This is a genomic window from Streptomyces sp. NPDC086077, from assembly GCF_040686175.1.
Taxonomy (GTDB): domain Bacteria; phylum Actinomycetota; class Actinomycetes; order Streptomycetales; family Streptomycetaceae; genus Streptomyces.
Window position 1 is genome coordinate 16,853 of the sequence record NZ_JBFBJT010000002.1, and the last position, 22,865, is coordinate 39,717.

Here is a 22,865-nt window from a genome sequence, read left to right on the forward strand (position 1 = left end):
GTTACTCCTTGGGGCCTGCGGGCGTGGGGGTGGGGGCGACGGCCGGTCCGTTTCCGGGGAGGGCGTCCAGCACCGCGCGGGTGTGGGCGCCGGGCGCCGCGGGAACGTCGCCCGGGGCGACGACCAGGCCGTCGAAGCGGTACGGCGATCCGGGGAACGGGAGCGTGGCGCCGCCGACGGTGATCTGCCGGAAGAAGCCCCGCTCGGTCAGCTGAGGGCTGGTCAGCAGGTCCTCCGGTGTGGAGACGGGCGCGATGCTGATGCCGCGCCGCTGCCCGTCCTCGTAGAGCTGCCGCTTGGTGCGCGGGGCGGCGAACCGCTCGAAGAGCGTCCGGAACCTGTGCACACCGCTCGCGCTGCGGCGCCAGGCCCGCTCCTGCCAGCGGGGCGCACGCAGTTGCGCCGCCTCCTGCAGGCCGTCGGCCTGCAGCCACTCGGTGATCGCGTCCCACGCGAGCGGCAGCCCGCCGAGACCTCCCACCAGGTAGATCCAGCCGTCGGCGCAGGCGAAGAGGCCCGTGCCGGCCTCGGCGGGCCCGGCGCCGACCCGCGCCCTGACGAGGCCTTCGAGGTCGACGTACTGGACGGCGTTCTCCAGCGAGTGGGCCACCGCCTCCTGGGCGGACACGTCCACGATCTGGCCGTGGCCGCCGTCCTCGAGGGCGAGGAGGGCGATCAGCGCGGCGGTCGCCGCGTGCACACCGGCGATGACCGAGGTCTGCTCCCCCCAGGCCCGTACGGGCGGCAGGTCCGGGTCCCCGGCCAGCGCGAGCAGCCCGCCCGCCGCGAGCAGGGTCAGGTCGGAGGCCGGGCGGTCGGCCCAGGGCCCGGTGAGCCCGAACGGGCTGACGGACACATGGATCAGCCCGGGGTGCCGGCGGGTGACGTCGTCGGGGTGCAGCCGCCGCCCGCGCAGCCGTGCCGGACCCTCACTCGTGACCAGGACCTGGGCGGTGGCCAGCAGCCTCTCCAGCTGCTCGGCCTGGCCGGGGTCTTCCAGGTCCAGGACGACGCTGCGCTTGCCCGCCTCGGTGAAGGCGAAGGGAAGACTGGTGCCGTCCCCGGTCAGCGGGGGCACGGTGCGCTCCGGCACGCCGCCCGGGGGCTCGACGCGCACGACGTCGGCGCCGAGGTCGGCGAACAGGCGGCCGGTGTACGTGCCGAGGCGGGTGCTCAGGTCGACGACGCGCAGACCGTCGAGCGGGCGTACGGGGTGGGCCGTGGCCGGGGTGACCGGGCCGGGGCCGTGGTGTGCGGTCATGTTCACCAATCCGCCAGAACGGTCAGGCCGGCCCAGCTCACCAGGGGCGCGACCAGGACGAGGCCGAAGCCCCACTTCATGAGCTGCCGGTAGACGACGGCCTGTTTCTCCTGCGGCGCGTTGGCGACGACGATCGCGCCGTTGGTGGAGAAGGGGCTGGAGTCGACCACGGACGACGAGATGGACAGGGCGGCGATCAGCCCGACCGCGCCCACCTGGCCGGTGGCCAGGAGCGGGACGGCGAGGGGGATCAGGGCGCCCAGGATGCCGGTGGTGGAGGCGAACGCCGATACGACGGCCGCGATGTAGCAGATCAGCAGCGCGGCCAGGAGCGGTGCGTCCAGCTGCGAGATGGCGTCACCGAGGTAGTCGACCGTGCCGACCGTCTGCATCAGGCCGCTGTAGGTGACGATGCCGCAGACCAGCAGCACGATGCCCCAGCTGATCTGGCCGACGGCGTCCTTTGCGGGCGCGGGCGAGAGCAGCGTGAGCACAACGGCCGCTGTCAGGGCCATCAGCCCGACATCGAGGTCGAACACGAGGGCGCCGGCCACCATCGCGGCCATGCTCACGAGCGTGATGACGCGGTCCCGGTCCAGGCGGAGGGCCTCGGTCCGCGGCAGGGCCCCCGCCGGGGCCTTGACCCCGCGAGGCTCCGTCACGACGCCGGTTCCGCCGGGTCGTCCGCCGGGCTCCGGTGACTCGGGGGCGCCGCCGGGTGCGGTGTCGAGGACAGGGGTGGCGCGTCCGGCGCGCAGGAGCTTGCGGCCGCCGAAGGCGCAGAAGACGCCTAGGCCCAGGAGCACGTTGAAGACGAGGTTGCTCAGGAAGAGGCCCGTGGCGTCGCCCGGGATGCCGCTGCGCTCGACGACTCCGTTGGTGACCACGCCCAGGACGCCGATGGGCGAGAAGTTCCCCGCCGCGGAGCCGTGGACCACCATGAGGCCCATGAGGAGCGGGTTGATCCCGTAGCGGGCCGCGAAGACCATGCCGACCGGGGCGATGATCGCGACGGCGGCGGGGCTGACCGCGCCGAGCGCCACGAGCACACCGCTGATCAAGAACATGACCCAGGGAATGGCCGCCACCCTGCCGCCCACCGCGCGGACGGCTGCCTGGACCAGCCATTCGACGGTGCCGTTGTTCTTGGCGATGGCGAACAGGTACGTGACGCCGACGAGGATGACGAACAACTCCGCCGGGAAACCGGCGAGCACCTCGGACGTGTCCATCCCGAGCACCCCGACGCCTACCGCGAATGCCGCGACGAAGGCCAGGGCGCCGAGATTCACCGCACGGATCGTGCCGATCACGAAGATCGCCAGCAGCGCTGCGATGGAAACAAGCTGTGCGGACAAAGGGGGATCTCCTTGATTTCACGGATCCGGCCGCCGGACCGACCCGGCCGTGCGGCTTCCCGCATGCTTCGAGATTCCGAAATTAACTTCGTATTTACGTAGTGAGGGATGCTAGGTCGGTAGGGGAGTGCCGTCAAGGGATGCCCGAAGCGCGGATCACGGAGGTGGCGGGGGCCTTCCGACTTCGTGAATCCGAATAGTGTTTCGGAGGAGGATGGACGACGCTGACTGCCTCGGCATCGACAGAGGGGACACGCCATGAACCCGGCCCGTATCGACCGGGCGCTGGTGATCCTGGGGTACCTGGCCCAGCACCAGGAGGGCTGCACGCTCAAGCGCCTGTGCGACGACCTCGCGCTGCCCATGAGCAGCGCGCACGACCTGCTTCAGGTGCTGGTCGGACTCGACGCGGTCAAACTGCTGGGCCAGCGCACGTACGCCCTCGGTCCCCGCTCCGTGGTCCTCGCCCTGTCGATCGTGGACAGCGTCGACATCCGGCACGTCAGCCGGCCCTATCTGGTCGAGCTGTGCGAGGAGATCAACGAGAACACCTACCTCGCCGTGCGCAGCGGCGGCAGTGTCGTCTACGCGGACCGCCAGGAGGCGGGGCAGACCCTGTCCGTCGTCATGAAGCTCGGCGGGCCGCGTCCGCTGCACGGTTCGGCCGTCGGCAAGCTCATGGCCGCCTGCAACGCGGATCTCGAACAGCGGGTGCTGCACGCACCCGATCTGGAGAAGTACACGCCGTACACGCTCGTGAACCGTGACCGTCTGCGGCACGAGTTCGAGGGCATCCGCACGTCCGGCTACAGCGTCAGCGACGGTGAGAGCGTCGAGGGGATCCTGGGGGTCGCGACCCCGGTCGTCGACGCCTCCGGCGCCGTGAACGCCGCGGTGCACGTGTCCGCGCCCCGAGGGCGGCTGTCCCCGGACCGCCTGCCGTTCGTCGTCGCCGCGATGTCGCGGACCGGGGCGCAGATCTCCCGGCAGCTCGGGGCCGCGCAGGACGCCGTCAGGCCCAGGTCCCTCGACGAGATCCGCGCCTTCGAGGCCGGGCGGCGCGGCGCGCGGCAGTGAAAGGGGCGGTGTCCACCGCGGACTCCCCATGGTCGCGTGTGGACACCGCCCAACGGCCGCCCGCGCCGCTCAGCGGGTACGGCCCCTGCACGCCCATCGCCCACTCGATGCGGTGCAGGTGTCCGGTGTGGCGGGCCTGTTGTCAGGCCCGCGTCTCAGTCCCTCGCCGACAGCGCGGCTTCCCGTACGCGGCGGTGCCTGCCGCTGCCAGGCTGCCCCAGGAGGGTGGGGTGCTCGTGTGCGCGTCGGCCGCGGTGGCGGCCGGCGCCGGTGGCGCCGCCCGTCGGGAGCAGCTGCTGCATGGCCGTGAAAAGGGTGGTCCTGGGCATGGGAACTCCGGAAAAGCTGTGGTCGAAGCGGTGAGCGCCGGAGCGTCGTGTGGTCGGCTCCGCGTCATCGCGCTTGCATTGAACTTAACAGATGATTGATGGAGTTCAATGATTTTCGGAGTGTGACGGTTGTAACGTCCCGGATCGCTTTCGTCATCCACCGCGAACAGTGCCCGTGCTCCGACCGCGTTCGCCGACGCCTCACGCGGTGCGGGCCACGGGGCGCCGCAGCGTTCCCTGCCGATCACCATCGACCAGCTCCCGCACTGACGGACCCCGCACCGTCACGCCGCCCGCGATCCGCCGACCGGCCGGATCGCGGGCGGTGGCGTGAGTGGCCGCGGTCGCCAGGTGCCGCCGGGCACTCGGCCCCACCAGCCCGCTTCCCTAGGATGAACCCATGGCTTCCACCACGCGACGACGCTCCAGCGCGGCCGACCGGAGGTCCGCCCTGGAGAAGCGGATCCTGTCCGCGATCGACGCACTGCTGCGCGACGGTGTCACCTACACCGAACTCAGCGTCGAGCAGATCGCGCACGCCGCCGGGATCTCCCGCTCCACGTTCTACCTGTACTTCCGCGACAAGGTGGACCTGCTGCTCCGGCTCGGCGGCTCGCTCAAGACGGAGAGCCACGCCATCGCCACGTCCTGGTGGCCCTGCGCTCCGGGCGGCGGACTGGACGGCCTGGCCCGCACCTACGAGCTGATCCTGCGCCACTATCGCGAGCACGCCGGACTGCTGTCGGCGATCAACGAAGTGGCCGCCTACGACCCGGTCGTGCGGGAGGCCTGGACGGCCGACCAGGGCCGCTTCGCCGCCCACGTCGTGACCGTGCTCAAGGAGGAGCAGCAGGCCGGCCGGACACCTGCGGACATCGACCCCGAACTCACCGCCCGGGTCATCGTCCAGGGCGGCGGCCAGGTCATCGCCCAGCAGGTGGCCGACAGCGATGGCGGCGACGACTCGGCCGTGGCCCGCGAACTGGCGAACGGTTACTGGTACGGCGTCTACCGCCGCGCCCCGCGGGCGGCCGTCGACTGAGGCGCCGGGCGTCACTCGAAGCCCACTGGACGATGGTGTTCAGTGGTCGCCGGTGCCGAGGGCGGCGTGCATCCGGTGCGCCCCGGTGACGGCGGCGCAGCCCGATCCGGGGCTGCGCTTGTCGCGGGCGGTCACGTCGGGCCCCCTATGCAGCGGCACCTGGCGCGTCGCAGCAGATTGCCGCCGAGGGTGGCCATGTCGCGCGGCGCGTCGAGGCTCCGAGGAGTGATCCCGGGGTGTCCGGTCAACTGCCCGTGACATGCAGGACGGTGACGCACGCCGCCACGACCGCGGAGACGAAGGCCGGCGCGGCTGCGGCGAAGCCGTCCTTGACACGCAGATGGGACGCCACCCCGCCGAGCAGCAGCACGGCGAGGCCCCCGGCGGTCGCCACGCCCGCCCAGGTGGCGAAGAGGCCCACCACCAGTCCGATGGCCGCGGCGACCTCGGCCAGTCCGACGAGGCGGAGCAGTCCGGTCGGCACCCGTAGGTGCGTGGCCATGCCCTGCGTCCGCGGGCCGCCCGAGAGCTTGGGCGCGCCGGCGAAGGTCATGAAGGCCGCGAGTGCACAGGACAGCAGTGCTGTTGCGAGGGGCATCGGATTCTCCAGTCGTGCGTGCTCGCGCGGTGCTGATGCTCACGCGATATGTTGATGCCCTCAAATGATAGATGAGTGTCAATGATTTAATCGCCGTGATGATTATCTCCTTGGTAATGTGAGGGCATGAGCGTGAACGAGTCCGTGGCTGACGTGGCCGGGAGCGATCCTCTGAACCGGCTCGGATTCCTGCTGGCCCGCAACGGCGCCATCGCGAACAGTCGCGTTCACCGCGCCTTCGAGTCCTGCGGCCTGGCGGCCCGGCCGGGCGCGGCGCTGATGCTGGTGGGCAGGACCGGATTCATGAGCCAGCAGGCTCTGTCGACGGCCCTCGAGGTGGACCCCAGCATCATGGTCGGCATTCTGAACGAGCTGGAGTCGGCCCACCTCGTGGAGCGCCGTCGCGACCCCTCCGACCGCCGGCGCCACATCGTGGCCATCACGGAGGAGGGGCGGGGTCTGCTGGTCAAGGCTCAGGGCGCCGTCGCCGAGGTCGAGCGCGGGCTCTTCGCCGACCTCTCCGCCGAGGAGCTCGCGACGCTTCGGGAGCTGCTGGCCCGTGTCCGCAGCACTCCTGGCGATCCGGCCTGCACCGAAGGGTGATCTGCGCTCCGCGCGCCCGCGTGACCCGGGCCTGCCGAAAGCCGCCCGTCAGGCTCTGACCCCTGCTGCCTGCGGGGGGTTTACTCGGCGCAGGCGGGGTCGTCCGGGGGTGTCTCGATCCGGCGGAGCAGGCCGCGCAGCGTGGCGATCTCCTCGGGTGAGAGATGGCGGAACAGTTCCCGCTCCACATCCGTCACGGCTTGGTGGGTCTTGGCCAGCAGGCAGTCGCCCTCGCCGGTGATGGCCACGTTGTGACGCCGCCGGTCGGACCGGTCGCGCCGGCGCTCCACCAGGCCCGCGGCCTCCAGGTCGTTGAGGATTCCGACCATGACGCTCGCGTCGACGTCGAGCGCCGCGGCGAGCGCCTGCTGCCCCATGGAACGGGACTTGCCCAGCAGGATCAGCGTCGTGCCCTGCCGGGGGGTCAGCCGGAAGTCCTGCAGTGCGTGGCGGATCCGGTTGTCCGCCACGGCGCCGTGCCGGGCCAGGAGGAATCCGAGCCGTTCCAGGAGATCGCTCTCCGCGTCATCGATCGGGCGCTCGTCCACAGTCACCTCCTGATGCTATCAAGCTCGAAACCATCGAGCGATCTATATCGTTGAGCAGCCGCCATCAATGTCGCGTTCGCCACCGCGATGGACATCACGTTGGACACCTTGTCCGACGCGACTTACGCTCCCTCTCGCCGGGTCGTCGAAGCGCCTGGTGCGATCGACCGACCACAGAAACGGACATCCAGTGACTACAGATGGGGTCCCCCGCCCGACGCTGCTCCTCGTGCACGGGGCATGGCACGGCTCCTGGTGCTGGAGCCCGCTGACGGCGGTGCTGAACGCCCGAGGCCGGCGAACCCGCACGGTCGACCTGCCCAGCGCGGGGCGGGAGGCCGGCGTCCAGGACGACGCGCGGGTGGTTCTGGACGCGCTGCGGCGCATCGACGGCCCGGCCGTGGTCGTCGCCCATTCCTACGGCGGCATCCCCGCCACCCAGGCCGCGGCGCAGGCCGCAAATGTCGAACGGATCGTCTATCTGGCGGCCTACCAGCTCGACGCCGGTGAGAGTCTCCTCGGCTTCCACGGTGCCCCCGTACCGCCCGCGCCGCGCGGCTTCCAGCCCGTACCGGACAACCCCGCCGCCATGTTCTACGGGGACGTACCCGAGGCCGAGGCGGCGGAGGCCGTCGCGCGGCTCGTGCCGCAGAGCACCAGGTCCTTCAGCGACAGTCTCACCCAGGCGGCATGGCACACCGTGCCCTCGACCTACGTCGTCTGCGAGTACGACCAGGCACTGCCGCCCGGGCACCAGGAAGCGTTGGCCGCCAGGTCCGAAGCGGTCCACCGGATCGGGAGCGGTCACTCGCCGTTCCTGTCGATGCCCGCCCAACTGGGCGCCCTGCTCACGGAGATCGCGGATGCCTGACAACGCGAGGGCCGACGACACGGTGAACGACGACGCAGTGAACGACGACGCAGTGAACGACGACGCGATGCGTGACAACGAACTGAGTGACAACGCAATGAGTGACGACACGATGAGTGTCCGCGAGGAGTACGCGATGAGCGACGCAGGACGTGAGGGTGCGGCGAGCGTGCCGTCCATCGAGACCGCGCGAGAGGAACTCGTGGCAAGGGCCGCCGCGTTGCGGCCGTTGCTGCGGGGGTGCGCGGCCCGCGGGGACGCGGACCGGATGGTGCCGCAGGAGGTCGTCGACGCGCTGGCGGAGGCGGGCGTCTTCCGGCTGCTGACGCCTCGGCGGTTCGGCGGCTACGAGACGGACCTGCGGACGCTCACGGAGGTGTCGGAGGCGCTGGGGGAGGGGGACGGCTCGGCGGCCTGGGTCGGGATGATCATCTCGGTGACGAACTGGCTGACCTGCCTGTTCCCGGACCAGGCGCAGGAGGACGTGTTCGGCGCCGACCCCGACGCGCGGGTGACCGGAGTGGCGGCGCCGACGGGTGTCGGGGAGCGGGTGCCCGGCGGCTGGCGGGTGACGGGCCGCTGGTCGTACAACTCGGGTGCCCCGTACGCGACCTGGGCGGCCGTCGGCGCGCTGCTGAGGGACGCGGACGGCTCGGTCCGGGACCAGGCGCTGGTGCTGGTCCCGGCCTCGGAGCTCGTGGTCGAGGACACCTGGCGCATGGCGGGCATGCGGGGCACCGCCAGCAACACCCTGGTCGGGCAGAACGTGTTCGTTCCCGAGCACCGGGTGCTGTCGGTGCCGGCGGCGGCGGAAGGGGTCTATCCCCGCTCCGGCCGGGACGAGGCGCTGTACGGCGCGGCGTTCGGGCCGATGCTGCTGCTGAGCCTGGTCGGGCCGCTGCTCGGGCTGGGCAAGGCGGCGCTGGACACCGTCGTGGAGGCCGCGGGCTCGAAGCCGCTCGCGTTCACCGTGCACGGCCGGCAGGCCGACTCGGTCGGCGTCCAGACCCAGATCGCGCAGGCAGCGCTGCGGTGGGAGACCGCCCGGCTGCTCGCCTACCAGGCCGTCGACGAGGTCGACCGCGGCGTGCTCGGACCGCTGGACTACGCCACGCGCGCGCACATCCGGGCCCGCGCCGGCTACGCGGCCCAGCAGGTGGTCGAGGCGATCAGCACGCTGCTCGACGCGCACGGCTCGTCGGCGTTCGCCGATGACGGTCTGCTCCAGCGCATCTGGAGGGACGCCAACACCGCGGCCCGCCATGCCGGGCTCGTCCCCGCAGTCGGCCTGGAGGTCTACGGCAAGAGCCTCCTCGGCGTCCAGGACCGCGTCAGCCTCATGGTCTGAGACCGGGGCGGGGACCGGACGTGCCTGGGCCTGGGCCTGGGGCGTGGGTGCGGGTCCGCGCGCCCGCACCCCGTGACCGGGGGCACGGAGCTTGTGCGCGCACGCGGGCCCTGGAGGAGACTGGACGGATGCAGGGCTCTGTGGCGAGTGAGGGCTGATCGTTATGTCTGCGTCGCACACCACCGGTCGCCCGGTTCACGGCCCCGTGGCCCGGGAGCGGATTCACGTCATGGTCGACCAGCAGGGTCTGCTGGCGAGATGGAGCCCCGCCGCCCAGAAGCTGCTCGGCTACCCGGAGGAGGACGTGCGGGGCCGTCCCGCCCTGGACCTGCTGGCGGGCATGGCCGCCCACGGACTCCCGGCCGCCGCCTGCGAGGACTTCACCGTCGCGCTGCGGCACCGCGACGGCGGGGTGGTGAGGTGCCGGCTGGCCGTCCGGCCCCAGCGCACGGACACGGGCACGGGGTGGGACGTGCTGCTGGTTCCCGCGGAGCCGGACGGCACCGCCGAGCTGGACGGGACGACGCAGTGGAACGAAACCGCACAGCTGGACGGTGTGGGGGAGCCGGGCGGGACCGCACAGCCGGGCGGGACCCCGGAACTGGAGCGGGCGCTTCTGGAGATGCTCTTCACGCGCTCCCCCACGGGACTGTTCCTCCTCGACCCCCAGCTGCGCATGCTGCGGTTCAACGCGGCGGCCGAGGGTATGCAGGGCACCTCCGTCGAGGAGGCACTGGGCAGGCGCCCGACGGAGGTCTGGTCCGGCTTCGGCGTGCAGTCGGTGGAGCGGGTCATGGAGCAGGTGCTCGCCACCGGAGAGCCGGCGGTCGGCGTCGAGAAGCGGGTGTACCCCCCGGGCGATCCCGAGCACGAGCACGTCTACTCCGCCTCCGTCTTCCGGATGGAGGACGCTGACGGCAGGGTCCTCGGCATCGCGGACGCCACCGTCGACGTCACCGACCGCCACCTGGCCGTTCAGCGGCTGACCGTGCTCGCCCAGGCCAGCACCCGGATCGGCGCCACGCTCGACGCGCTGGACACGGCCCGGGGCCTGGCGGAGGTGTCGGTGCCGATCGCGGCCGACAGCGTCGCCGTGGAAGTGCTGGAAGGGGTCCTCGCGGGGGAGGGCCTGGAAGCCGGGCCCGTACGCCCCGGCACCGTCCTGCGCCGGGCGGCTGCCCGCTCCCGCGACGACGAGCCCACCGGGACGGCCGGCGCCCCCGAGGACCCGCTTTCACCGGTGGCCCCCGGCGAGGCTCTCGCAGACCTCGAGCCACGCCTGGTCGATCCGTTCTCCGCGCTGGGACGGAAGGTACTGCGGGGCATGAGGACGCCCTCGGGGACCGGGGAGGAGGTCCACTCGCTGATCGTCGCGCCGCTGGTAGCGCAGGACCGGGTGCTCGGGCTCGCGACCTTCTGCCGCTGGGGAGAACGCAGGCATTTCGGGCCGGACGATCTGGCCCTCGTCGCCCAACTCGCCCGGCGCACGGCCGAGAGTCTCGACAACGCCCGCCGGCATCTGAGTGAGCACAACTCCCTGGTCGCCCTGCAGCACGCCCTGCGCCCGTGCGGACTTCCGCATCAGCAGGCACTGGACGTGGCGCACGCCTACGTGTCCGCGGGCTCCGGCGGCGACTGGGTCGACGTCGTGCCGCTCTCCGGGGCCAGGGTGGCCCTCGTGGCCGGCCGGGTGCCGGGTCGCGGCATCCAGTCCGCCGCCGCGGCGGGACGGCTGCGGGCCGCCCTGCACACGCTGTCGGACCTGGACCTGGAACCGGACGAACTGCTCGCCCGGCTCGACGACATGGTGCGCGGGACCGGCGGGGCGAACGGCTCCGTGAGTGACGACCGGCCGGTGCCGGCACCGGCCGGAGGGACGCCCGGCCACGGGCGGGAGTGCGGGGCCACCTGCCTCTATCTCATCTACGACCCCTTGTCCCGGCATTGCTCGGTCTCCAACGCGGGTCACCCCTGGCCCGTCGTGATGCTTCCGGACGGCACGGTGAGAAGGGTGGAGCGTCCGGTCGGCGACACGTTGTGCTGCCCGGGCGCGCCGTTCGGCAAGGAGGACTTCGAGGTCCCCGAGAACTCCACGCTCGTCCTCTACACCCCTGGGCTTCTCCAGGCGTTCCCGCGGGAAGAGCCGGAAGAGCCGGAGCAGGCCCTGGCCCCTCCGGGCGAGGACCGCCTGACCGCCCTGCTCGCCCACCCGCCGGCCCCCGTGCAGTCGACGTGCGCCATGCTGACCGACACGCTGATTCCGCCCCGGCCCCGCGAGGACGCCGCGGTCCTGGTCGCCCGCACCCACGAACTGGACCCGGGCCATGTCGCCTCGTGGGACCTCCCGAGCGACCCGGCCACGGTCGCCAGGGCCCGCTCCCTCGTCACCCGGCAGCTCACCGCGTGGGACATGAGCGAGGCGTCCTTCGTCACCGAACTGATCGTCAGCGAACTGGTCACCAACGCGATCCGGTACGGCAAGCCGCCCGTGACGCTCCGGCTCATCCGCAGCCACGTCCTGACCTGCGAGGTGTCCGACGGCAGCAGCACCTCCCCGCGGCTGCGGCACGCCCGCACCACCGACGAGGGCGGTCGCGGGCTGCTGCTCGTCGCACGCTCCTCCGACCGCTGGGGGACCCGCTACACCGAGGAAGGAAAGATCGTCTGGGTCGAGCAGAGCACCGACTGAGCGGTTACTCCGGCAGGTGTTCCTTGGCCCACTCGCCGAGTTCCTGAAGTGCGGGTTCGAGCGCGGCTCCCGCCGGGGTCAGCCGGTAGGAGACGCGCAGCGGCGGCCCTTCGTCGACCTGGCGCACGACAAGCCCCGCCGCGCCCAGCTCGCTCAGCCGGTCGGAGAGCATGCGCTCACTGATGCCGGGAATCGCCCGGCACAGATCCGCGAAGTGCGCGGGCTGCCCCACCAGCACCGCCACGATCGGGCCCGTCCAGCGCTTTCCCAGCAGCTGGAAAACGCGGGTGATGCCCTCGTCCACCCGCTTGCACGCCCCTGCGTCGTGGCTCTGCACGTCCGTCATGCCCCACAGGGTACTACCCTCCTGTGCGGGGGTGAAAAAAAGTAAGCTCCCGTGTTATCAATAGCTACGTACTAGAAATCAGCCCCCTGGTGCATAGCCTCGGGCATCGCTTTCTCTGGAGACACGCATGGCCACCCTGCTGCACATCGACTCGTCGGTCTTCCCGGGCGAGGCGTCCTCGTCCCGCACGGTCGCGGACACCTTCCGCAAGACCTGGCTCGAGCAGCACCCCGACGGCACGGTCATCTACCGCGACCTCGCCGCGAACCCCGTCCCGCACATCACCGCCGACTCCCACACCGCCGGCTTCGCGGATCCCGACACCCACACCTCCGAGCAGGCCGCCGCCTTCGCGGAGCGGGTGAAGCTGATCGAGGAGGTGGAGCAGGCGGACGCCGTGCTGATCGGCGCGCCGATGTACAACTACGCGATCCCGTCCACGCTCAAGGCCTGGCTGGACAACGTGATCCTCTTCGGCCGCACCGTGGGCGAGACCCCTTCGGCCAAGGGCACCCCGGTCACCGTGGTCGCCAGCCGTGGCGGCTCCTACGCGCCGGGCACGCCGAAGGAGCCCTTCGAGTACGTGCAGAACTACCTGCGGGCGGTCCTGGGCGACACCCTTGCCCTGGAGGTGGACTTCATCGTCCCGGAGCTCACCATGGCCCCGCACAACCCGGCGATGACCCAGCTGATCCCGCTCTTCGAAGCCTCCCGCGACCGTGCCTTCCAGGAGGCGGCCTTCAAGGCCAAGCAGCTCGCCGAGCGCCTGGCCGCCTGACCGGCCCGCGACACAACCGCCGGACCGGCGTCCTGGCCTTTGGAGAGGGGTGCCGGTTCGGCGGATCTCGCTCCCGGTGCCGCTCCGAAGGCGCGCGGGTGGGCCGATGAGGCGATCCTGGAGGTGAGGCGCTCCCGGACACGAGGCGACCGGCGGCCCCGTCCGGACCCGGATCCGGCCCCGTCGCCGGAGCGCGTGCGTCCACGGCGACGACCCCTCGCGTCCGAACGAGCCGTCCTGGAGGCAGAGATGGAAGTGAGCCGACTCGGCATGGTCGTGCACGGCGGGCGCACGGAGGCCAAGGATGCCGCCTGCGTGGTCCGTGCGTGGTGCGAGGAGCACGGCGTCCGCTGCACGGACATCGACGTCTGGCACGACGGCGGGCGGCGCAGCGCCGGTGAGGAGGTCGCGGCCGCGGGCGATCCCGACCTGATCGTCACCCTGGGCGGCGACGGCACCTTCCTGCGCGGTGCCCGGCTGGCCGCGGAGAACGACGCCCTGGTCCTCGGGGTCGACGTGGGGCGGGTGGGTTTCCTCACCGAGGTGCCGGTCGCCGGTGTGCGTGCGGCGCTGGACTCGGTGCGTGAGGACCGGCTCCGGATCGACAGCCGTATGCTGCTCGCCCTGCGGGCCTCGCGCCGCCTGGAGGTGCCGACGGGCATGGAGGCATGGGTGCGGTTCGGCCGCGGGCCGCTGCTGCCGCCTCCCCAGGTGCGCCCGGACTGCACGGTCGATTCGGAGTGGGGCATCCCGCTGGACGTGACCGCGCTCAACGACGTCGTCCTGGAGAAGCTGGCCAGGGACCGGCAGGTGTCGGTCGGCGTCTACGTGTCCGGCCGGCTCCTCGCCTCCTACTCCGCCGACGCGCTTCTCGTGGCCACGCCGACCGGCTCGACCGCCTACAGCTTCGCCGCCGGCGGCCCCGTCGTCTCGCCGCGTGCCGAGGCCCTCGTCTTCACGCCGGTCGCCCCGCACATGGCGTTCAACCGCTCGGTCGTCACGGCCCCCGACGAGCCCGTGGGGCTACGGGTCCTCGAACGGTCGGGCCCGGCCGCGGTCAGCATCGACGGCCAGCTGCGGGGCGTGCTGGACCCCGGGGACTGGATCGGCGTGTACGCCGCCCCGCGCCGGCTGCGGGCCGTACGGCTGGAGCCGATGGACTTCTACGGACGGCTGCGGGAGCGCATGAACCTGACCGACGCCCCGGCCGCGGTCGCCGACGGCTCGCCCGCACCGCTGTGGTCGATGACGAGTCCGCCGCCCGGCGACCTCGACCACCTGGCGCTGCTGACACGCACGGGCGGCACCGCACCCCTGCTGTGACCGGTCGGGTGCCGCCGCCCGTCCCGGTGCGGGACAGGCGGACTCCCGCACGGAGACGTGCTGGTCTTCCCGGCGGCCGCTGCGGCCGCCTTCGTCACCGGCGTCAGGAGCGGCAGCGTCACCCGCCGTTGACCTTCGCGGCGATGCGGTCGCCGACCGTCTTGTCGATGTTCCTCCAGTACTGGAGCGCGCGGTCCGTCACCGGACGGGACACGCCCTGGAGCAGATGGCCGCTGACGTTCGAGACCAGCCGGTCCCGGGCGGCGTCGTCCAGGACCTGGCGGACCATGGTCCCGGCCTGACCCCAGTCGTCGTCCTCGGCGTGCAGCTTGGTCGCCTCACGGACCAGTTCGCCGGCGGTGTGCCAGCTCGCGGCGTCGCCGAAGCGGCCGAAGTCCGCGGCCGGGCCGCCGTACGAGTTCGGCGCGTACGGCATCGAGGCCCTGGACGGCTCGTACCGCATCGGGCCGTCCTTGGCGTAGGAGTTCACCGGGGCGTGCGGCCGGTTCGGCGGGAGCTGGGCGTAGTTCGGGCCGATCCGGTACCGGTGGGTGTCCGGGTACGAGAACAGGCGGCCCAGCAGCATCTTGTCCGGCGACGGGCCGACGCCGGGCACCAGGTTGGACGGCTCGAACGCGGCCTGCTCGATGTGGACGAAGTAGTCCTCGGGGTTGGTGTCGAGGACCATCCGGCCGACGTCGATGAGCGGGTAGTCGCCGTGCGGCCACACCTTGGTGAGGTCGAACGGGTTGAAGCGGTAGTCCGCGGCGTCCTCGAACGGCATGATCTGGACCTTCAGACTCCAGCTCGGCGCGTTCCCGGACTCGATCGCCTCGAACAGGTCGCGGCGGTGCTTGTCCGCGTCCGCCCCGGCCAGCTCGTCCGCCTCCTCCTGGCTGAGGAAGTCGATGCCCTGGTCGGTCTTGAAGTGATACTTCACCCAGAACCGTTCCCCGCCGCCGTTGATCCACATGTAGGTGTGCGACGAGTAGCCGTTCATGTGGCGGTAGGTCTTCGGGATGCCCCGGTCGCCCATCAGCCAGGTCACCTGGTGCGCGGATTCGGGGGACAGGGTCCAGAAGTCCCACTGCATGTCGTTGCTGCGCAGCCCGGTCACCGGATGGCGCTTCTGGGACCGGATGAAGTCCTGGAACTTGATCGTGTCGCGCACGAAGAAGACCGGCGTGTTGTTGCCGACCATGTCGTAGTTGCCCTGCTCGGTGTAGAACTTCAGGGCGAAGCCGCGCGGGTCGCGCCAGGTGTCCGGCGAACCCTGCTCGCCGGCGACGGTCGAGAACCGGGCCAGCATCGGCGTCCGTTTGCCGGGCTGGAACAGATCCGCCTTGGTGAACTGGCTGATGTCGTTGGTCACTTCGAAGAACCCGTACGCCCCGCTGCCCTTGGCGTGCACCACCCGCTCGGGCACCCGTTCCCGGTTGAACTGGGCCATCTTCTCGATCAGGTAGTGATCCTGGAGCAGGATGGGACCGTCGGCTCCCACGGTGAGCGAGTGTTCGTCACTCTCCACCGGGATGCCGGAGTTGTTGGTGGTGTACGGGGCCGTTCGGGGCTCCTGAGTCATGAGCGGTCCTCCGTCCTGAGGCGATACCAGGTCGATTCGCTCACCCCAGCCAGTGAACTCCGCTGCCATGACATCAGCAACTTCTGGACTGAATCCAGAACGAGCTCGGTTCCGGGATGGTCCCGGTCGCGTACCCCTGGCAGACCGGCCGACTCCTCCGCGCGCGGTCTCGCGCGGTCGCGGGAGTGCCCGGAGCCGGTCTCCGAAGCCGGTGACGGCGCCGGTGGGCCCCGCCATGTGACCTGACGGGGTCCTACGGAGGCGTGCGGGCGTTCAGAGCGCGGCAGGGAAGCGATCCCAGACGCGGTGGTGGGCGAGCAGCGGGGTCACCGCGGTCAGGACCGCCGCGCCGCTGTCGGCGATGACGACTCCTGGCGCGTCGGGCGAAGACACCGTGGGCCGCGCTGCCGCGGGCGTGGACCACGCGCTCGGGGATGCGCTCGTGGTCGAAGTGCATGATCTTCTCACGCAGGTGGTGGTCCTTAAGCAGGACCGGTCCGCGTGCGCCCGCCTTGAGCGAGTGGTCGGTGTCGTACAGGCGGGCACCCTGTGCCGTGGTCAGGTAGGGGCCGCTCTGCGCTGTGCGGGCGGGCTCCGCGCCGGTCGGCTGGCCGGTGGGACTGACGGTCTCCGGCGTTCCCTGGTCAGGCTTGGGCGGCAGCGGTCCCCGCGGCTCGACAGGCTCCTCGACCGGTACGGGTTCCGGAGAAGGGGCGCCGGGAATGCCCTCGGCGGGCCCGTCGCCGCCCAGAGCGTCGGCCAGCTTTTCGGCGGCGGCCTTCAGCGGGTTGGAGTGGGACATGGTTCCTCCATGCAAGCGAAGAGGACTACAGCCATGACCGCTGCCGTCAGCGGCCTGACAGGCGAATCGCCTGGATTTGCTCAAAGTGCGTAAAGCTCTCCGTATTCGGCCGCATTTGGCCATGGCCGCTCAGGTACCCCTTGGCGGTGATCGGAACCCCGGTCGGCACATGATCCCGGGAACACGCCGAGTGCTTGAGAGACACAGGACACGCCTCTCAGAGGGTGCGTCCCCTCGTGGCGCGGTCGGCCTCGCCGCCCGCGCCGAGCAGTCCGGTCGGCTCGAAGGGTTCCTCCGCCTCCAGACGGGGCAGACGCCTTCGGGACAGGCGCATGACCAGCGGAGGCAGCGCGGCACGTACCGGCTGCATCAGCCGGAGCCAGGGCGGCGCGTAGACGGCCGTGCGCCGACGCTCCACGCCGCTCACGATCCGCTCGGCGACCGCTTCCGCGCTGTACACACGCCGCGCGGGCGGCGGCATGTGGAGGCGCAGTTGCCGCAGTACGGCGTACCGGTCGGCGTCGCGCACCATGTCGGTGTCCATCCAGTTCAGGTAGGCGATGCCCACGCTGACGCCGTGGTGTGCCACCTCGGCCCTGAGGCTGTGGGAGAAGGCCTCGACGCCGGCCTTGGAGGCGCAGTAGGCGCTCATCAAGGGGGCCGCCCCGAGCGAGGCCAAGGATGCGACCTGGCAGAAGTGACCCGCCGTGGCCATCAGGTCGGGCAGGAACGCCCGAGCGGTGTAGGCGCTGCCGGTGAGGTTCACATCCACGACGCGCCGCCAGGTGACCGGATCCGACGAGAGGAAGGGGCCGCCCTCGGCGATGCCGGCGTTCGCGATCACGACGGAGGCCGGTCCCAGGCGGGCCCGTACGGTGTGCGCGGCGGAGTCGAGTGCCGCCAGGTCGGTGACGTCGACCTCCAGGGCGAGCGCCAGCGTGGGCAAGGCCGCCGCGACCTCCTCCAGCGCGGGCCTCTCATGCCCGAGCAGGGCCACCCGGGCGCCCCGCGCCGCCGCTTCGCGGGCCAGCGCCGCGCCCAGGCCGCGGGCAGCTCCGGTCACCACGACCGTCCGGTCCCCCAGCGGACTGCTGTTCATCGGCGAGACCTCCTCATCGGCTCCGGCTCGGCGTCCACGCTTGCGGAAACCACTTCCCGCCGCACGGCGTGCCGGGATGCGCGGGGCGCGGTCATCCGTCCGGCGTGGTCGGACCGGCGGTGTGGTCGGGGTGTCCGGTCGTTCGGCGGGTCTCCTTCATCTCCGCCTCGTACAGGTGGTCGCGGCCCTTGGCCAGCTCCCGCACCGCCCCGGTCTTCAGCTCCTGGAAGGGCCGGTAGTAGCCGGCGTCGTAGGATTCGACGATCTGGAACGTCCAGTGGCCGGGGATGACATTGCGCCCGAGGATTTCCGTGCGGACCCTCTGCGCCCATTGGGGGTGCCCCGCCTCGTCCAGCAACTCCACCGCGCGGTCCAGTTGCAGGTCCGCGGTGCCGGTGAGCTGGTGGAAGTCGTACAGGCGGCCTCTGGCCCGTTCCGTCGTCTCCAGGGCTTTGGACAGCGCGCCGAGCGCTTCGACGGTCTTGTCGCTGACGCCGTCGGGGCGTCGATGCCCACGGTCGGTACCGTCCCGTTGGTCCTTCATGAGGTCTCCTTCGGACCGTCCCGCGGATACGGGCCGTGCGCCCGCCGGGGACAACGTTGCGGGGGCTCAGCGCCTGGCGCCGGTACGGTCGCGCCGAGCGAGTAGTTTCTGGGCGCCCGCCAGGCCGGGCAGGCGGCGTGGGTGCAGCGCGGCCCGCGCGGCGTTCGCTCCGGGCGCGCCGTGTACGCCACCGCCGGGATGTGCCCCGGAGGAGGCCAGGAAGAGGCCCGGCACGGCGGTCTCGGGGCGCCCGGTACCGGGTACCGGGCGGAAGAAGAGCTGCTGGTGGAGCGCGGTCGTGCCGCCGTTGATGGCGCCGCCGACCAGGTTGCCGTCGAGTGTCTGGAGGGTCGGGGGCGCCAGGATGCGGCGGGCGCGGATCAGTGCGCGGAAGCCGGGGGCGAGGCGTTCCACCTGGCGTTCGACCCGGTCGGCCATGCGTTCCTGGTCCTCGCGGTCCCACCGCCCGCCGATGCCCTCCTCGCCCGCATCGGCGCGGATGTCGTGAGGCACGTGGGTGTAGGCCCACGCGGACTCGGTGCCGTGCGGCGAGCGTGCAGGATCCGCGGTCGTCATCTGGCCGAACAGCAGGAAGGGCCGGTCCGGCACCTGACGCATGGCGATCTGGGCGGCGAAGCGGGTGAGCTCGTCCATTCCGTCCGCCACGTGCACGGTCCCGGCCCGGTGGGCCTGCTCCGCCCGCCAGGGCACCGGCCCGTTCAGTGCCCAGTCCACCTTGAAGGTGGCGAAGTCCCACTGGAAGCGGCGCAGGTCGGCCAGCAACTGCGCGGGCAGATGCTCCGCGGCCACCAGCTCGCCGTAGAGGGCGGGCACCGACACGTCCGCCAGGACCGCTCGCCGGGCGGCCACCGTCCGCCCGCCCGCGGTGCGCACGCCCACGGCCCGTCCGCCGCGGACGACGATCCGCTCGACGCGCTCCTCGCAGTCGAGCCTGGCACCGCGTGCGCGCAGCCGCCGGACCAGGGCCTCGGTGAGGGCGCCGGAACCGCCGGCGGGCACGGGAAAGCCGTAGGTCTGGCCCAGCATGGCCATCAGCCAGCCGAACCCTCCGCTGCCGGCCGACTCGGGGGCCAGATCGGCGTGGAGCGCACTGCCCGCAAGCAGCAGGCGGCCGCCCTCCCCGCGGAACTCCTCCTCGCCCAGCCGGCGCACGGGCAGAACGAGCGAGCGCGCCGTGCGCAGCCCGCCGGCGGCCCGGAGCCGGAAGGCCAGCCGGGCCGTGGTGCGGACCGGCGGGAACGGCGTGAACAGGGCGTTCAGCAGCTCGGGCTGCAGTCGATCCCACAGCTCGTGCAGCCGCTGCCAGGCGGCTCCGTCGCCCGCCGCGAAGTCGTCGAGGGACGCGGACGTGGTGTCGAGGCGCCGGTCGAGCAGGGCACAGGTGCCGTCGGTGAGGGGGTGGGCCAGCACGCTCGGGGCGTGGCTCCATCGCAGCCCGTGCTCCTCCAACCGCAGCCCGGCGAGCACGGGGGAGGCCGCGGCCAGCGGGTAGAAGGAGCTGAAGAGGTCGTTGACGAAACCTGGATCGACTCCCCGGTCGTGACGGACCGCGCCGCCCGGTTGGGGTTGCTCCTCCAGGACTTGCACACTCCAGCCGGCGTCCGCCAGGAGATTGGCGGCCACCAGCCCGTTGGGCCCGGCACCGATCACGACGGCGTCAGGCATGGCCGGTCCCACGCCCGCCCGGGGCGGCTCCGCTGGAGGCGGTCGTGGTGGCCGTACGGCCTGCACCATGGCGCGCCTCTCCCTCGCAGAGGCGAGCGAGACGTCTGAGCATGGCGCGGTGCCTCAGCTGGATCAGCACCTCGAAGCCCGCGTTGTGCAGAAGTCCGCCCGTTCCCTGGAGCGGATGCTCGTCCACGAGCACGAGACAGTGTTCGCCCCACTGCCGCAGTTCGATGTCGATCCGCGCGGTGCCCAGCGGGCCGGCGTGCGCCTCCAGCTCCAGCTCGGATCCTTCCTCGCAGCGGCGCACGACCGTCTCGTTGGACAACCGCAGCGGCCCGAGGGAGACCTCGTAGCGGATCGCCGCGCCCGTGTGGGGCCACTGCCCACGCACCGGCTCGGCGTCCGAGGGCCCGACGACCCACTGTGGGTAAGTGTTGCCGTCGGCCAGGACGGCCCACACGGTGTCCGGAGGGGCTTTGATCAGACGATGACGAACGGCCACGTGTACCTCCACACTCTCCTGGCGCCGGGCTGCCGGCTGCCTGACAGCCTTCGCCGAGTGCCCTGGCGCCGCACTGTCCAACCAGCCATCGGCGAAATGGCGGCCGTGGCTTGGGCAGCAGGGTGACGTTCTGTTCGCCGCTGACGCTGGCATGGATGGGGTATGCACGTGGCACGCCCGTGTCGTGAGAGTGGAACGAAGAGGGACGCGTGGCAGAGGGTGGGGACGGCGGGCGCAAGCCGGAGGCGTACGACGATGAACTCGGAGAGGCAGTGGCGCGAGCGCAGAGCGGGGACGAAGCTGCCTTCTCGACGGCGTACCAACTTGTCCAGCCGCCCCTGCTGAGGTATCTGCGGGGAATGGTCGGCGAGGACGCCGAGGACGTGGCTTCCGACGCATGGCTCGAGATCGCGCGCGACCTGAGCCGCTTTCGCGGCGACGGAGCCGGCTTTCGGGCTTGGACGGCGAGCATCGCGCGCCATCGGGCCATCGATCACCTCCGCCGGCTCAGGAGCCGTCCCCGCGCCGCCTATCTGGAAAATGACCTCGTCGACCTTCCGGCCCGCCAGGACACAGCCTCCGAGGCATTCGAGACGCTCTCCACCGAGCGGGCCCTCGCGCTGATCGCCACACTTCCTCGCCAGCAGGCAGAGGCCATACTTCTCCAGACAGTGATCGGCCTCGACGGACCTTCCGTGGCGCGCGTCATGGGCAAACGCCCCGGCGCGGTCCGCTCAGCCGTGCACCGCGGCCTGAGACGGCTCGCCAGACAGCTCGCGGCGCCCAGCAGCGAGCATGTGACGGATTCCGACTCCCGACCGCTGGGAGATGCGAGATGACCGCCAACCGATATGGAGACGCTGTGAGCCGCGGGGAGGATCGGCAGCCGAAGACACTGGACGACGTCCTGGCCGCCGCCGCGCGCACGGCGTCCTCTGCCCCGAAGACACCTGAGCACATCCTGGCCGCGTTCCGTGAGGCTCGTGACGAACAGGCCGTCAGCCTCCCCACCCGTCCGGTTGACGACTGGCGTCCTGCCGCGCCGTGGCCGCGCAGGCGCTGGTTCAAGGCCGGCGCCGGCGCCCTCGTCGGCGGAGTCCTGTTGGGCGGAGTGGCCGTGGCGACGGGAGGGTTCCCCGTGCCCTCCACGGGGCCCTCCTCGGCACCTTCGCGTCAGGCATCGCCGTCCGCACCGATCTCGTCGCCGCCTTCGGCCGATCCCAAGAGCGGGGCCGGCCCATCCGCGCCACCGGCACGGGGCGGCGAGACCGGTGCCGAACGACCGCCCACGGCCAAGGACCAGTTGGCTCACTGCCACGCATACGGGGAGCAGGTACGCAGGACTGCCCCCGTGGACAGCGCCGTGCGGCAGCGTCTGGAAGAAGCAGCAGGGGGCCCCGCGGAAGTGGCCTCGTACTGCGCCGGGGTGCTGGCTCAGTCGACGCGCACGCCGTCGGCCGAGTCGCCCGAGGGGAGAAAGAGCGGGCCGAAGGTGCAGGAGGACTCGAAGGAGCAGCGGAAGAACCCAGCCGGCCAGGGGAAGCCGTCGTCGTGAACGCGGTCGCGAGGCATTGGCGGAGCGTTTCGCAACGGGGAACTCGGCCTCAGCGCTTGCCTCCCGCGTCATGGACACGGGTTATGCGGCCGGGGCCACGGTAATTGCTGTTGACGGGGCTGCGGCGAGTAATCAGGGTTTGGGGTCTTTGGTCGCCCCGCGCCCCCGGGAGGGTTTGCCGTCGCTGTTGCCCGGCCCGGCCGTCGTAGCGGTGGCGGAGGGGTCCCGGTCGGTTGACGACGCGGAGGAGGGCGTCGGGGTCCCGCTGTGCGCGGGCGCATCACTCCGGGGGACGTCCGCAGAGGCGGACTCCTTGATTCCGGCGGCCGGATCGCCGGTGCCGGACGGCTCGGCGGTTGCGGAGGAGGACGGCGCGCCCCCCTCCGTCGGCGTCACGGACCGAGCCGTCTTCGGTCGCGCCGGCTCCTCGACACCTCCCTGAGCCCCGGAGGAACCGGAAGTGAGGCCCACGGCGAACGCGACGGCGAGCCCCACGGACCCGAGAACGCCGACGGCGACGACCGCCTGGCGGGGCACCCGGGGGCCCCGCCCAGACCGCGCTCGCCGCCGCGAACCGTGCCCCTGGGCAGGCGCCGTGGGACCGTGGCCGCTCGGGATCACCGGCAGTTCACGCGTCGCGTCGTACGCGTTCTCCCAGCCGTGGGCGGCCGCCGGATCGGCAAACCGGTCGTACTCGGGCGCCGTCTCGGCGGACGGGCGGTACACCTTTGGCAGACCCTGCGCCCCGTCGTCGGCCTGCTGTTGCCATGACATGGCTGGTGATTCTAGAGGCAGGGAAGCGACCTGATCCGGTCGCACCGTCGCGCAGGTCAACCTCTTGTGAGACGTTCACGCCTCACCGGCGCAGTGATCTGCGTCACTGGAGCCTGTTTCCGCGTGATGTTTGTCGGTCGGGTTGCG

At 71.7% G+C, this 22,865-nt stretch carries 22 protein-coding genes and 1 pseudogene; 9 read left to right on the forward strand and 14 right to left on the reverse strand.

Annotated elements, in window-relative coordinates; genetic code table 11:
- Position 1: 1 nt before the first annotated feature.
- Complete coding sequence (locus AB0O67_RS00645) at positions 2–1,261, reverse strand: CoA transferase (protein ID WP_365443795.1); 1,260 nt, start codon at positions 1,259–1,261, stop codon at positions 2–4.
- Between the two features lie 2 nt (positions 1,262–1,263).
- A complete protein-coding gene (locus AB0O67_RS00650; protein WP_365443798.1) occupies positions 1,264–2,619 on the reverse strand; it encodes an SLC13 family permease in 1,356 nt (451 codons plus the stop codon).
- A 258-nt stretch (positions 2,620–2,877) separates the two neighbouring features.
- Between AB0O67_RS00650 and AB0O67_RS00655 the strand changes: the two genes are divergently transcribed.
- On the forward strand, positions 2,878–3,696 hold the full coding sequence (locus AB0O67_RS00655) for an IclR family transcriptional regulator (RefSeq protein ID WP_365443801.1): 819 nt from the start codon (positions 2,878–2,880) through the stop codon (positions 3,694–3,696).
- Between the two features lie 155 nt (positions 3,697–3,851).
- On the opposite strand, the gene AB0O67_RS00660 is transcribed toward AB0O67_RS00655, so the two are convergent.
- Positions 3,852–4,025 carry a hypothetical protein gene (locus AB0O67_RS00660; protein WP_365443804.1) on the reverse strand — a complete coding sequence of 58 codons (174 nt, stop codon included), beginning with the start codon at positions 4,023–4,025 and terminating at the stop codon, positions 3,852–3,854.
- Positions 4,026–4,425: 400 nt separating this feature from the next.
- Between AB0O67_RS00660 and AB0O67_RS00665 the strand changes: the two genes are divergently transcribed.
- A complete protein-coding gene (locus AB0O67_RS00665; protein WP_365443807.1) occupies positions 4,426–5,067 on the forward strand; it encodes a TetR/AcrR family transcriptional regulator in 642 nt (213 codons plus the stop codon).
- A gap of 244 nt (positions 5,068–5,311) precedes the next feature.
- On the opposite strand, the gene AB0O67_RS00670 is transcribed toward AB0O67_RS00665, so the two are convergent.
- Positions 5,312–5,665, reverse strand: a complete 354-nt coding sequence (locus AB0O67_RS00670; RefSeq protein ID WP_365443810.1) for a DoxX family protein — start codon at positions 5,663–5,665, stop codon at positions 5,312–5,314.
- 126 nt (positions 5,666–5,791) lie between these two features.
- Here AB0O67_RS00670 and AB0O67_RS00675 point away from each other — a divergent pair, with 126 nt between their 5' ends.
- Positions 5,792–6,268, forward strand: a complete 477-nt coding sequence (locus AB0O67_RS00675; protein WP_365443813.1) for a MarR family winged helix-turn-helix transcriptional regulator — start codon at positions 5,792–5,794, stop codon at positions 6,266–6,268.
- A gap of 80 nt (positions 6,269–6,348) precedes the next feature.
- Here AB0O67_RS00675 and AB0O67_RS00680 read toward each other — a convergent pair whose 3' ends face one another.
- Entirely contained in the window at positions 6,349–6,822 is a 474-nt protein-coding gene (locus tag AB0O67_RS00680) for a MarR family winged helix-turn-helix transcriptional regulator (RefSeq protein ID WP_365443816.1), read from the reverse strand.
- A gap of 184 nt (positions 6,823–7,006) precedes the next feature.
- Between AB0O67_RS00680 and AB0O67_RS00685 the strand changes: the two genes are divergently transcribed.
- The 3 genes from AB0O67_RS00685 (at position 7,007) to AB0O67_RS00695 (ending at position 11,724) form a co-directional block, all read left to right on the forward strand.
- Positions 7,007–7,687 carry an alpha/beta hydrolase gene (locus AB0O67_RS00685; RefSeq protein WP_365443819.1) on the forward strand — a complete coding sequence of 227 codons (681 nt, stop codon included), beginning with the start codon at positions 7,007–7,009 and terminating at the stop codon, positions 7,685–7,687.
- A complete protein-coding gene (locus AB0O67_RS00690; RefSeq protein WP_365443822.1) occupies positions 7,680–9,035 on the forward strand; it encodes an acyl-CoA dehydrogenase family protein in 1,356 nt (451 codons plus the stop codon). Before AB0O67_RS00685 ends, AB0O67_RS00690 begins: the two co-directional genes overlap by 8 nt.
- A 229-nt stretch (positions 9,036–9,264) precedes the next feature.
- Positions 9,265–11,724 (forward strand): SpoIIE family protein phosphatase, encoded by a 2,460-nt coding sequence (locus AB0O67_RS00695; protein ID WP_365443825.1) that lies wholly within the window; start codon positions 9,265–9,267, stop codon positions 11,722–11,724.
- 4 nt (positions 11,725–11,728) lie between these two features.
- Here the strand turns inward: AB0O67_RS00695 and AB0O67_RS00700 are convergent, their stop codons facing one another.
- On the reverse strand, positions 11,729–12,070 hold the full coding sequence (locus AB0O67_RS00700) for a helix-turn-helix domain-containing protein (protein WP_365443828.1): 342 nt from the start codon (positions 12,068–12,070) through the stop codon (positions 11,729–11,731).
- Positions 12,071–12,197: 127 nt separating this feature from the next.
- Here AB0O67_RS00700 and AB0O67_RS00705 point away from each other — a divergent pair, with 127 nt between their 5' ends.
- Positions 12,198–12,848, forward strand: coding sequence for an NAD(P)H-dependent oxidoreductase (locus AB0O67_RS00705; RefSeq protein WP_365443831.1), 651 nt, complete (start codon positions 12,198–12,200; stop codon positions 12,846–12,848).
- 249 nt (positions 12,849–13,097) lie between these two features.
- Complete coding sequence (locus AB0O67_RS00710) at positions 13,098–14,171, forward strand: NAD(+)/NADH kinase (protein ID WP_365443834.1); 1,074 nt, start codon at positions 13,098–13,100, stop codon at positions 14,169–14,171.
- A 118-nt stretch (positions 14,172–14,289) separates the two neighbouring features.
- Here AB0O67_RS00710 and AB0O67_RS00715 read toward each other — a convergent pair whose 3' ends face one another.
- From AB0O67_RS00715 to AB0O67_RS00740, 6 genes and pseudogenes are all read right to left on the reverse strand, one after another.
- Positions 14,290–15,753 (reverse strand): catalase, encoded by a 1,464-nt coding sequence (locus AB0O67_RS00715; protein WP_365443837.1) that lies wholly within the window; start codon positions 15,751–15,753, stop codon positions 14,290–14,292.
- A gap of 385 nt (positions 15,754–16,138) precedes the next feature.
- Positions 16,139–16,555, reverse strand: a pseudogene (locus AB0O67_RS00720) (catalase); the annotation flags it as partial.
- A gap of 217 nt (positions 16,556–16,772) precedes the next feature.
- The gene (locus tag AB0O67_RS00725) at positions 16,773–17,654 is read right to left on the reverse strand and encodes an SDR family oxidoreductase (RefSeq protein WP_365443840.1); all 882 of its coding nucleotides are present in this window, start codon (positions 17,652–17,654) and stop codon (positions 16,773–16,775) included.
- A 91-nt stretch (positions 17,655–17,745) separates the two neighbouring features.
- Positions 17,746–18,198, reverse strand: coding sequence for a hypothetical protein (locus AB0O67_RS00730; RefSeq protein WP_365443844.1), 453 nt, complete (start codon positions 18,196–18,198; stop codon positions 17,746–17,748).
- Positions 18,199–18,264: 66 nt separating this feature from the next.
- On the reverse strand, positions 18,265–19,884 hold the full coding sequence (locus AB0O67_RS00735) for an NAD(P)/FAD-dependent oxidoreductase (protein ID WP_365443847.1): 1,620 nt from the start codon (positions 19,882–19,884) through the stop codon (positions 18,265–18,267).
- Positions 19,877–20,389 (reverse strand): SRPBCC family protein, encoded by a 513-nt coding sequence (locus AB0O67_RS00740; RefSeq protein WP_365443850.1) that lies wholly within the window; start codon positions 20,387–20,389, stop codon positions 19,877–19,879. Before AB0O67_RS00740 ends, AB0O67_RS00735 begins: the two co-directional genes overlap by 8 nt.
- A 209-nt stretch (positions 20,390–20,598) precedes the next feature.
- On the opposite strand from AB0O67_RS00740, the gene AB0O67_RS00745 reads away from it, so the two are divergent.
- Positions 20,599–21,228 (forward strand): RNA polymerase sigma factor, encoded by a 630-nt coding sequence (locus AB0O67_RS00745; RefSeq protein WP_365443853.1) that lies wholly within the window; start codon positions 20,599–20,601, stop codon positions 21,226–21,228.
- Between the two features lie 595 nt (positions 21,229–21,823).
- Here AB0O67_RS00745 and AB0O67_RS00750 read toward each other — a convergent pair.
- Both AB0O67_RS00750 and AB0O67_RS00755 read right to left on the reverse strand, forming a co-directional pair.
- Positions 21,824–21,961, reverse strand: a complete 138-nt coding sequence (locus AB0O67_RS00750) for a hypothetical protein (protein ID WP_365443856.1) — start codon at positions 21,959–21,961, stop codon at positions 21,824–21,826.
- A gap of 115 nt (positions 21,962–22,076) precedes the next feature.
- Positions 22,077–22,718 carry a hypothetical protein gene (locus AB0O67_RS00755; protein WP_365443859.1) on the reverse strand — a complete coding sequence of 214 codons (642 nt, stop codon included), beginning with the start codon at positions 22,716–22,718 and terminating at the stop codon, positions 22,077–22,079.
- Positions 22,719–22,865: the final 147 nt, after the last annotated feature.

Bases quoted from the DNA above. Each gene is read 5' to 3' on its own strand.
- AB0O67_RS00665 (WP_365443807.1), top strand. From the start codon at position 4,426: ATGGCTTCCACCACGCGACGACGCTCCAGCGCGGCCGACCGGAGGTCC.
- AB0O67_RS00675 (WP_365443813.1), top strand. From the start codon at position 5,792: ATGAGCGTGAACGAGTCCGTGGCTGACGTGGCCGGGAGCGATCCTCTG.
- AB0O67_RS00645 (WP_365443795.1), bottom strand. From the start codon at position 1,261: ATGACCGCACACCACGGCCCCGGCCCGGTCACCCCGGCCACGGCCCAC.
- AB0O67_RS00725 (WP_365443840.1), bottom strand. From the start codon at position 17,654: ATGAACAGCAGTCCGCTGGGGGACCGGACGGTCGTGGTGACCGGAGCT.
- AB0O67_RS00750 (WP_365443856.1), bottom strand. From the start codon at position 21,961: ATGCCTCGCGACCGCGTTCACGACGACGGCTTCCCCTGGCCGGCTGGG.
- AB0O67_RS00690 (WP_365443822.1), top strand. From the start codon at position 7,680: ATGCCTGACAACGCGAGGGCCGACGACACGGTGAACGACGACGCAGTG.
- AB0O67_RS00755 (WP_365443859.1), bottom strand. From the start codon at position 22,718: ATGTCATGGCAACAGCAGGCCGACGACGGGGCGCAGGGTCTGCCAAAG.
- AB0O67_RS00705 (WP_365443831.1), top strand. From the start codon at position 12,198: ATGGCCACCCTGCTGCACATCGACTCGTCGGTCTTCCCGGGCGAGGCG.
- AB0O67_RS00660 (WP_365443804.1), bottom strand. From the start codon at position 4,025: ATGCCCAGGACCACCCTTTTCACGGCCATGCAGCAGCTGCTCCCGACG.
- AB0O67_RS00655 (WP_365443801.1), top strand. From the start codon at position 2,878: ATGAACCCGGCCCGTATCGACCGGGCGCTGGTGATCCTGGGGTACCTG.
- AB0O67_RS00710 (WP_365443834.1), top strand. From the start codon at position 13,098: ATGGAAGTGAGCCGACTCGGCATGGTCGTGCACGGCGGGCGCACGGAG.
- AB0O67_RS00700 (WP_365443828.1), bottom strand. From the start codon at position 12,070: ATGACGGACGTGCAGAGCCACGACGCAGGGGCGTGCAAGCGGGTGGAC.
- AB0O67_RS00695 (WP_365443825.1), top strand. From the start codon at position 9,265: ATGGTCGACCAGCAGGGTCTGCTGGCGAGATGGAGCCCCGCCGCCCAG.
- AB0O67_RS00730 (WP_365443844.1), bottom strand. From the start codon at position 18,198: ATGAAGGACCAACGGGACGGTACCGACCGTGGGCATCGACGCCCCGAC.
- AB0O67_RS00735 (WP_365443847.1), bottom strand. From the start codon at position 19,884: ATGCCTGACGCCGTCGTGATCGGTGCCGGGCCCAACGGGCTGGTGGCC.
- AB0O67_RS00670 (WP_365443810.1), bottom strand. From the start codon at position 5,665: ATGCCCCTCGCAACAGCACTGCTGTCCTGTGCACTCGCGGCCTTCATG.
- AB0O67_RS00715 (WP_365443837.1), bottom strand. From the start codon at position 15,753: ATGACTCAGGAGCCCCGAACGGCCCCGTACACCACCAACAACTCCGGC.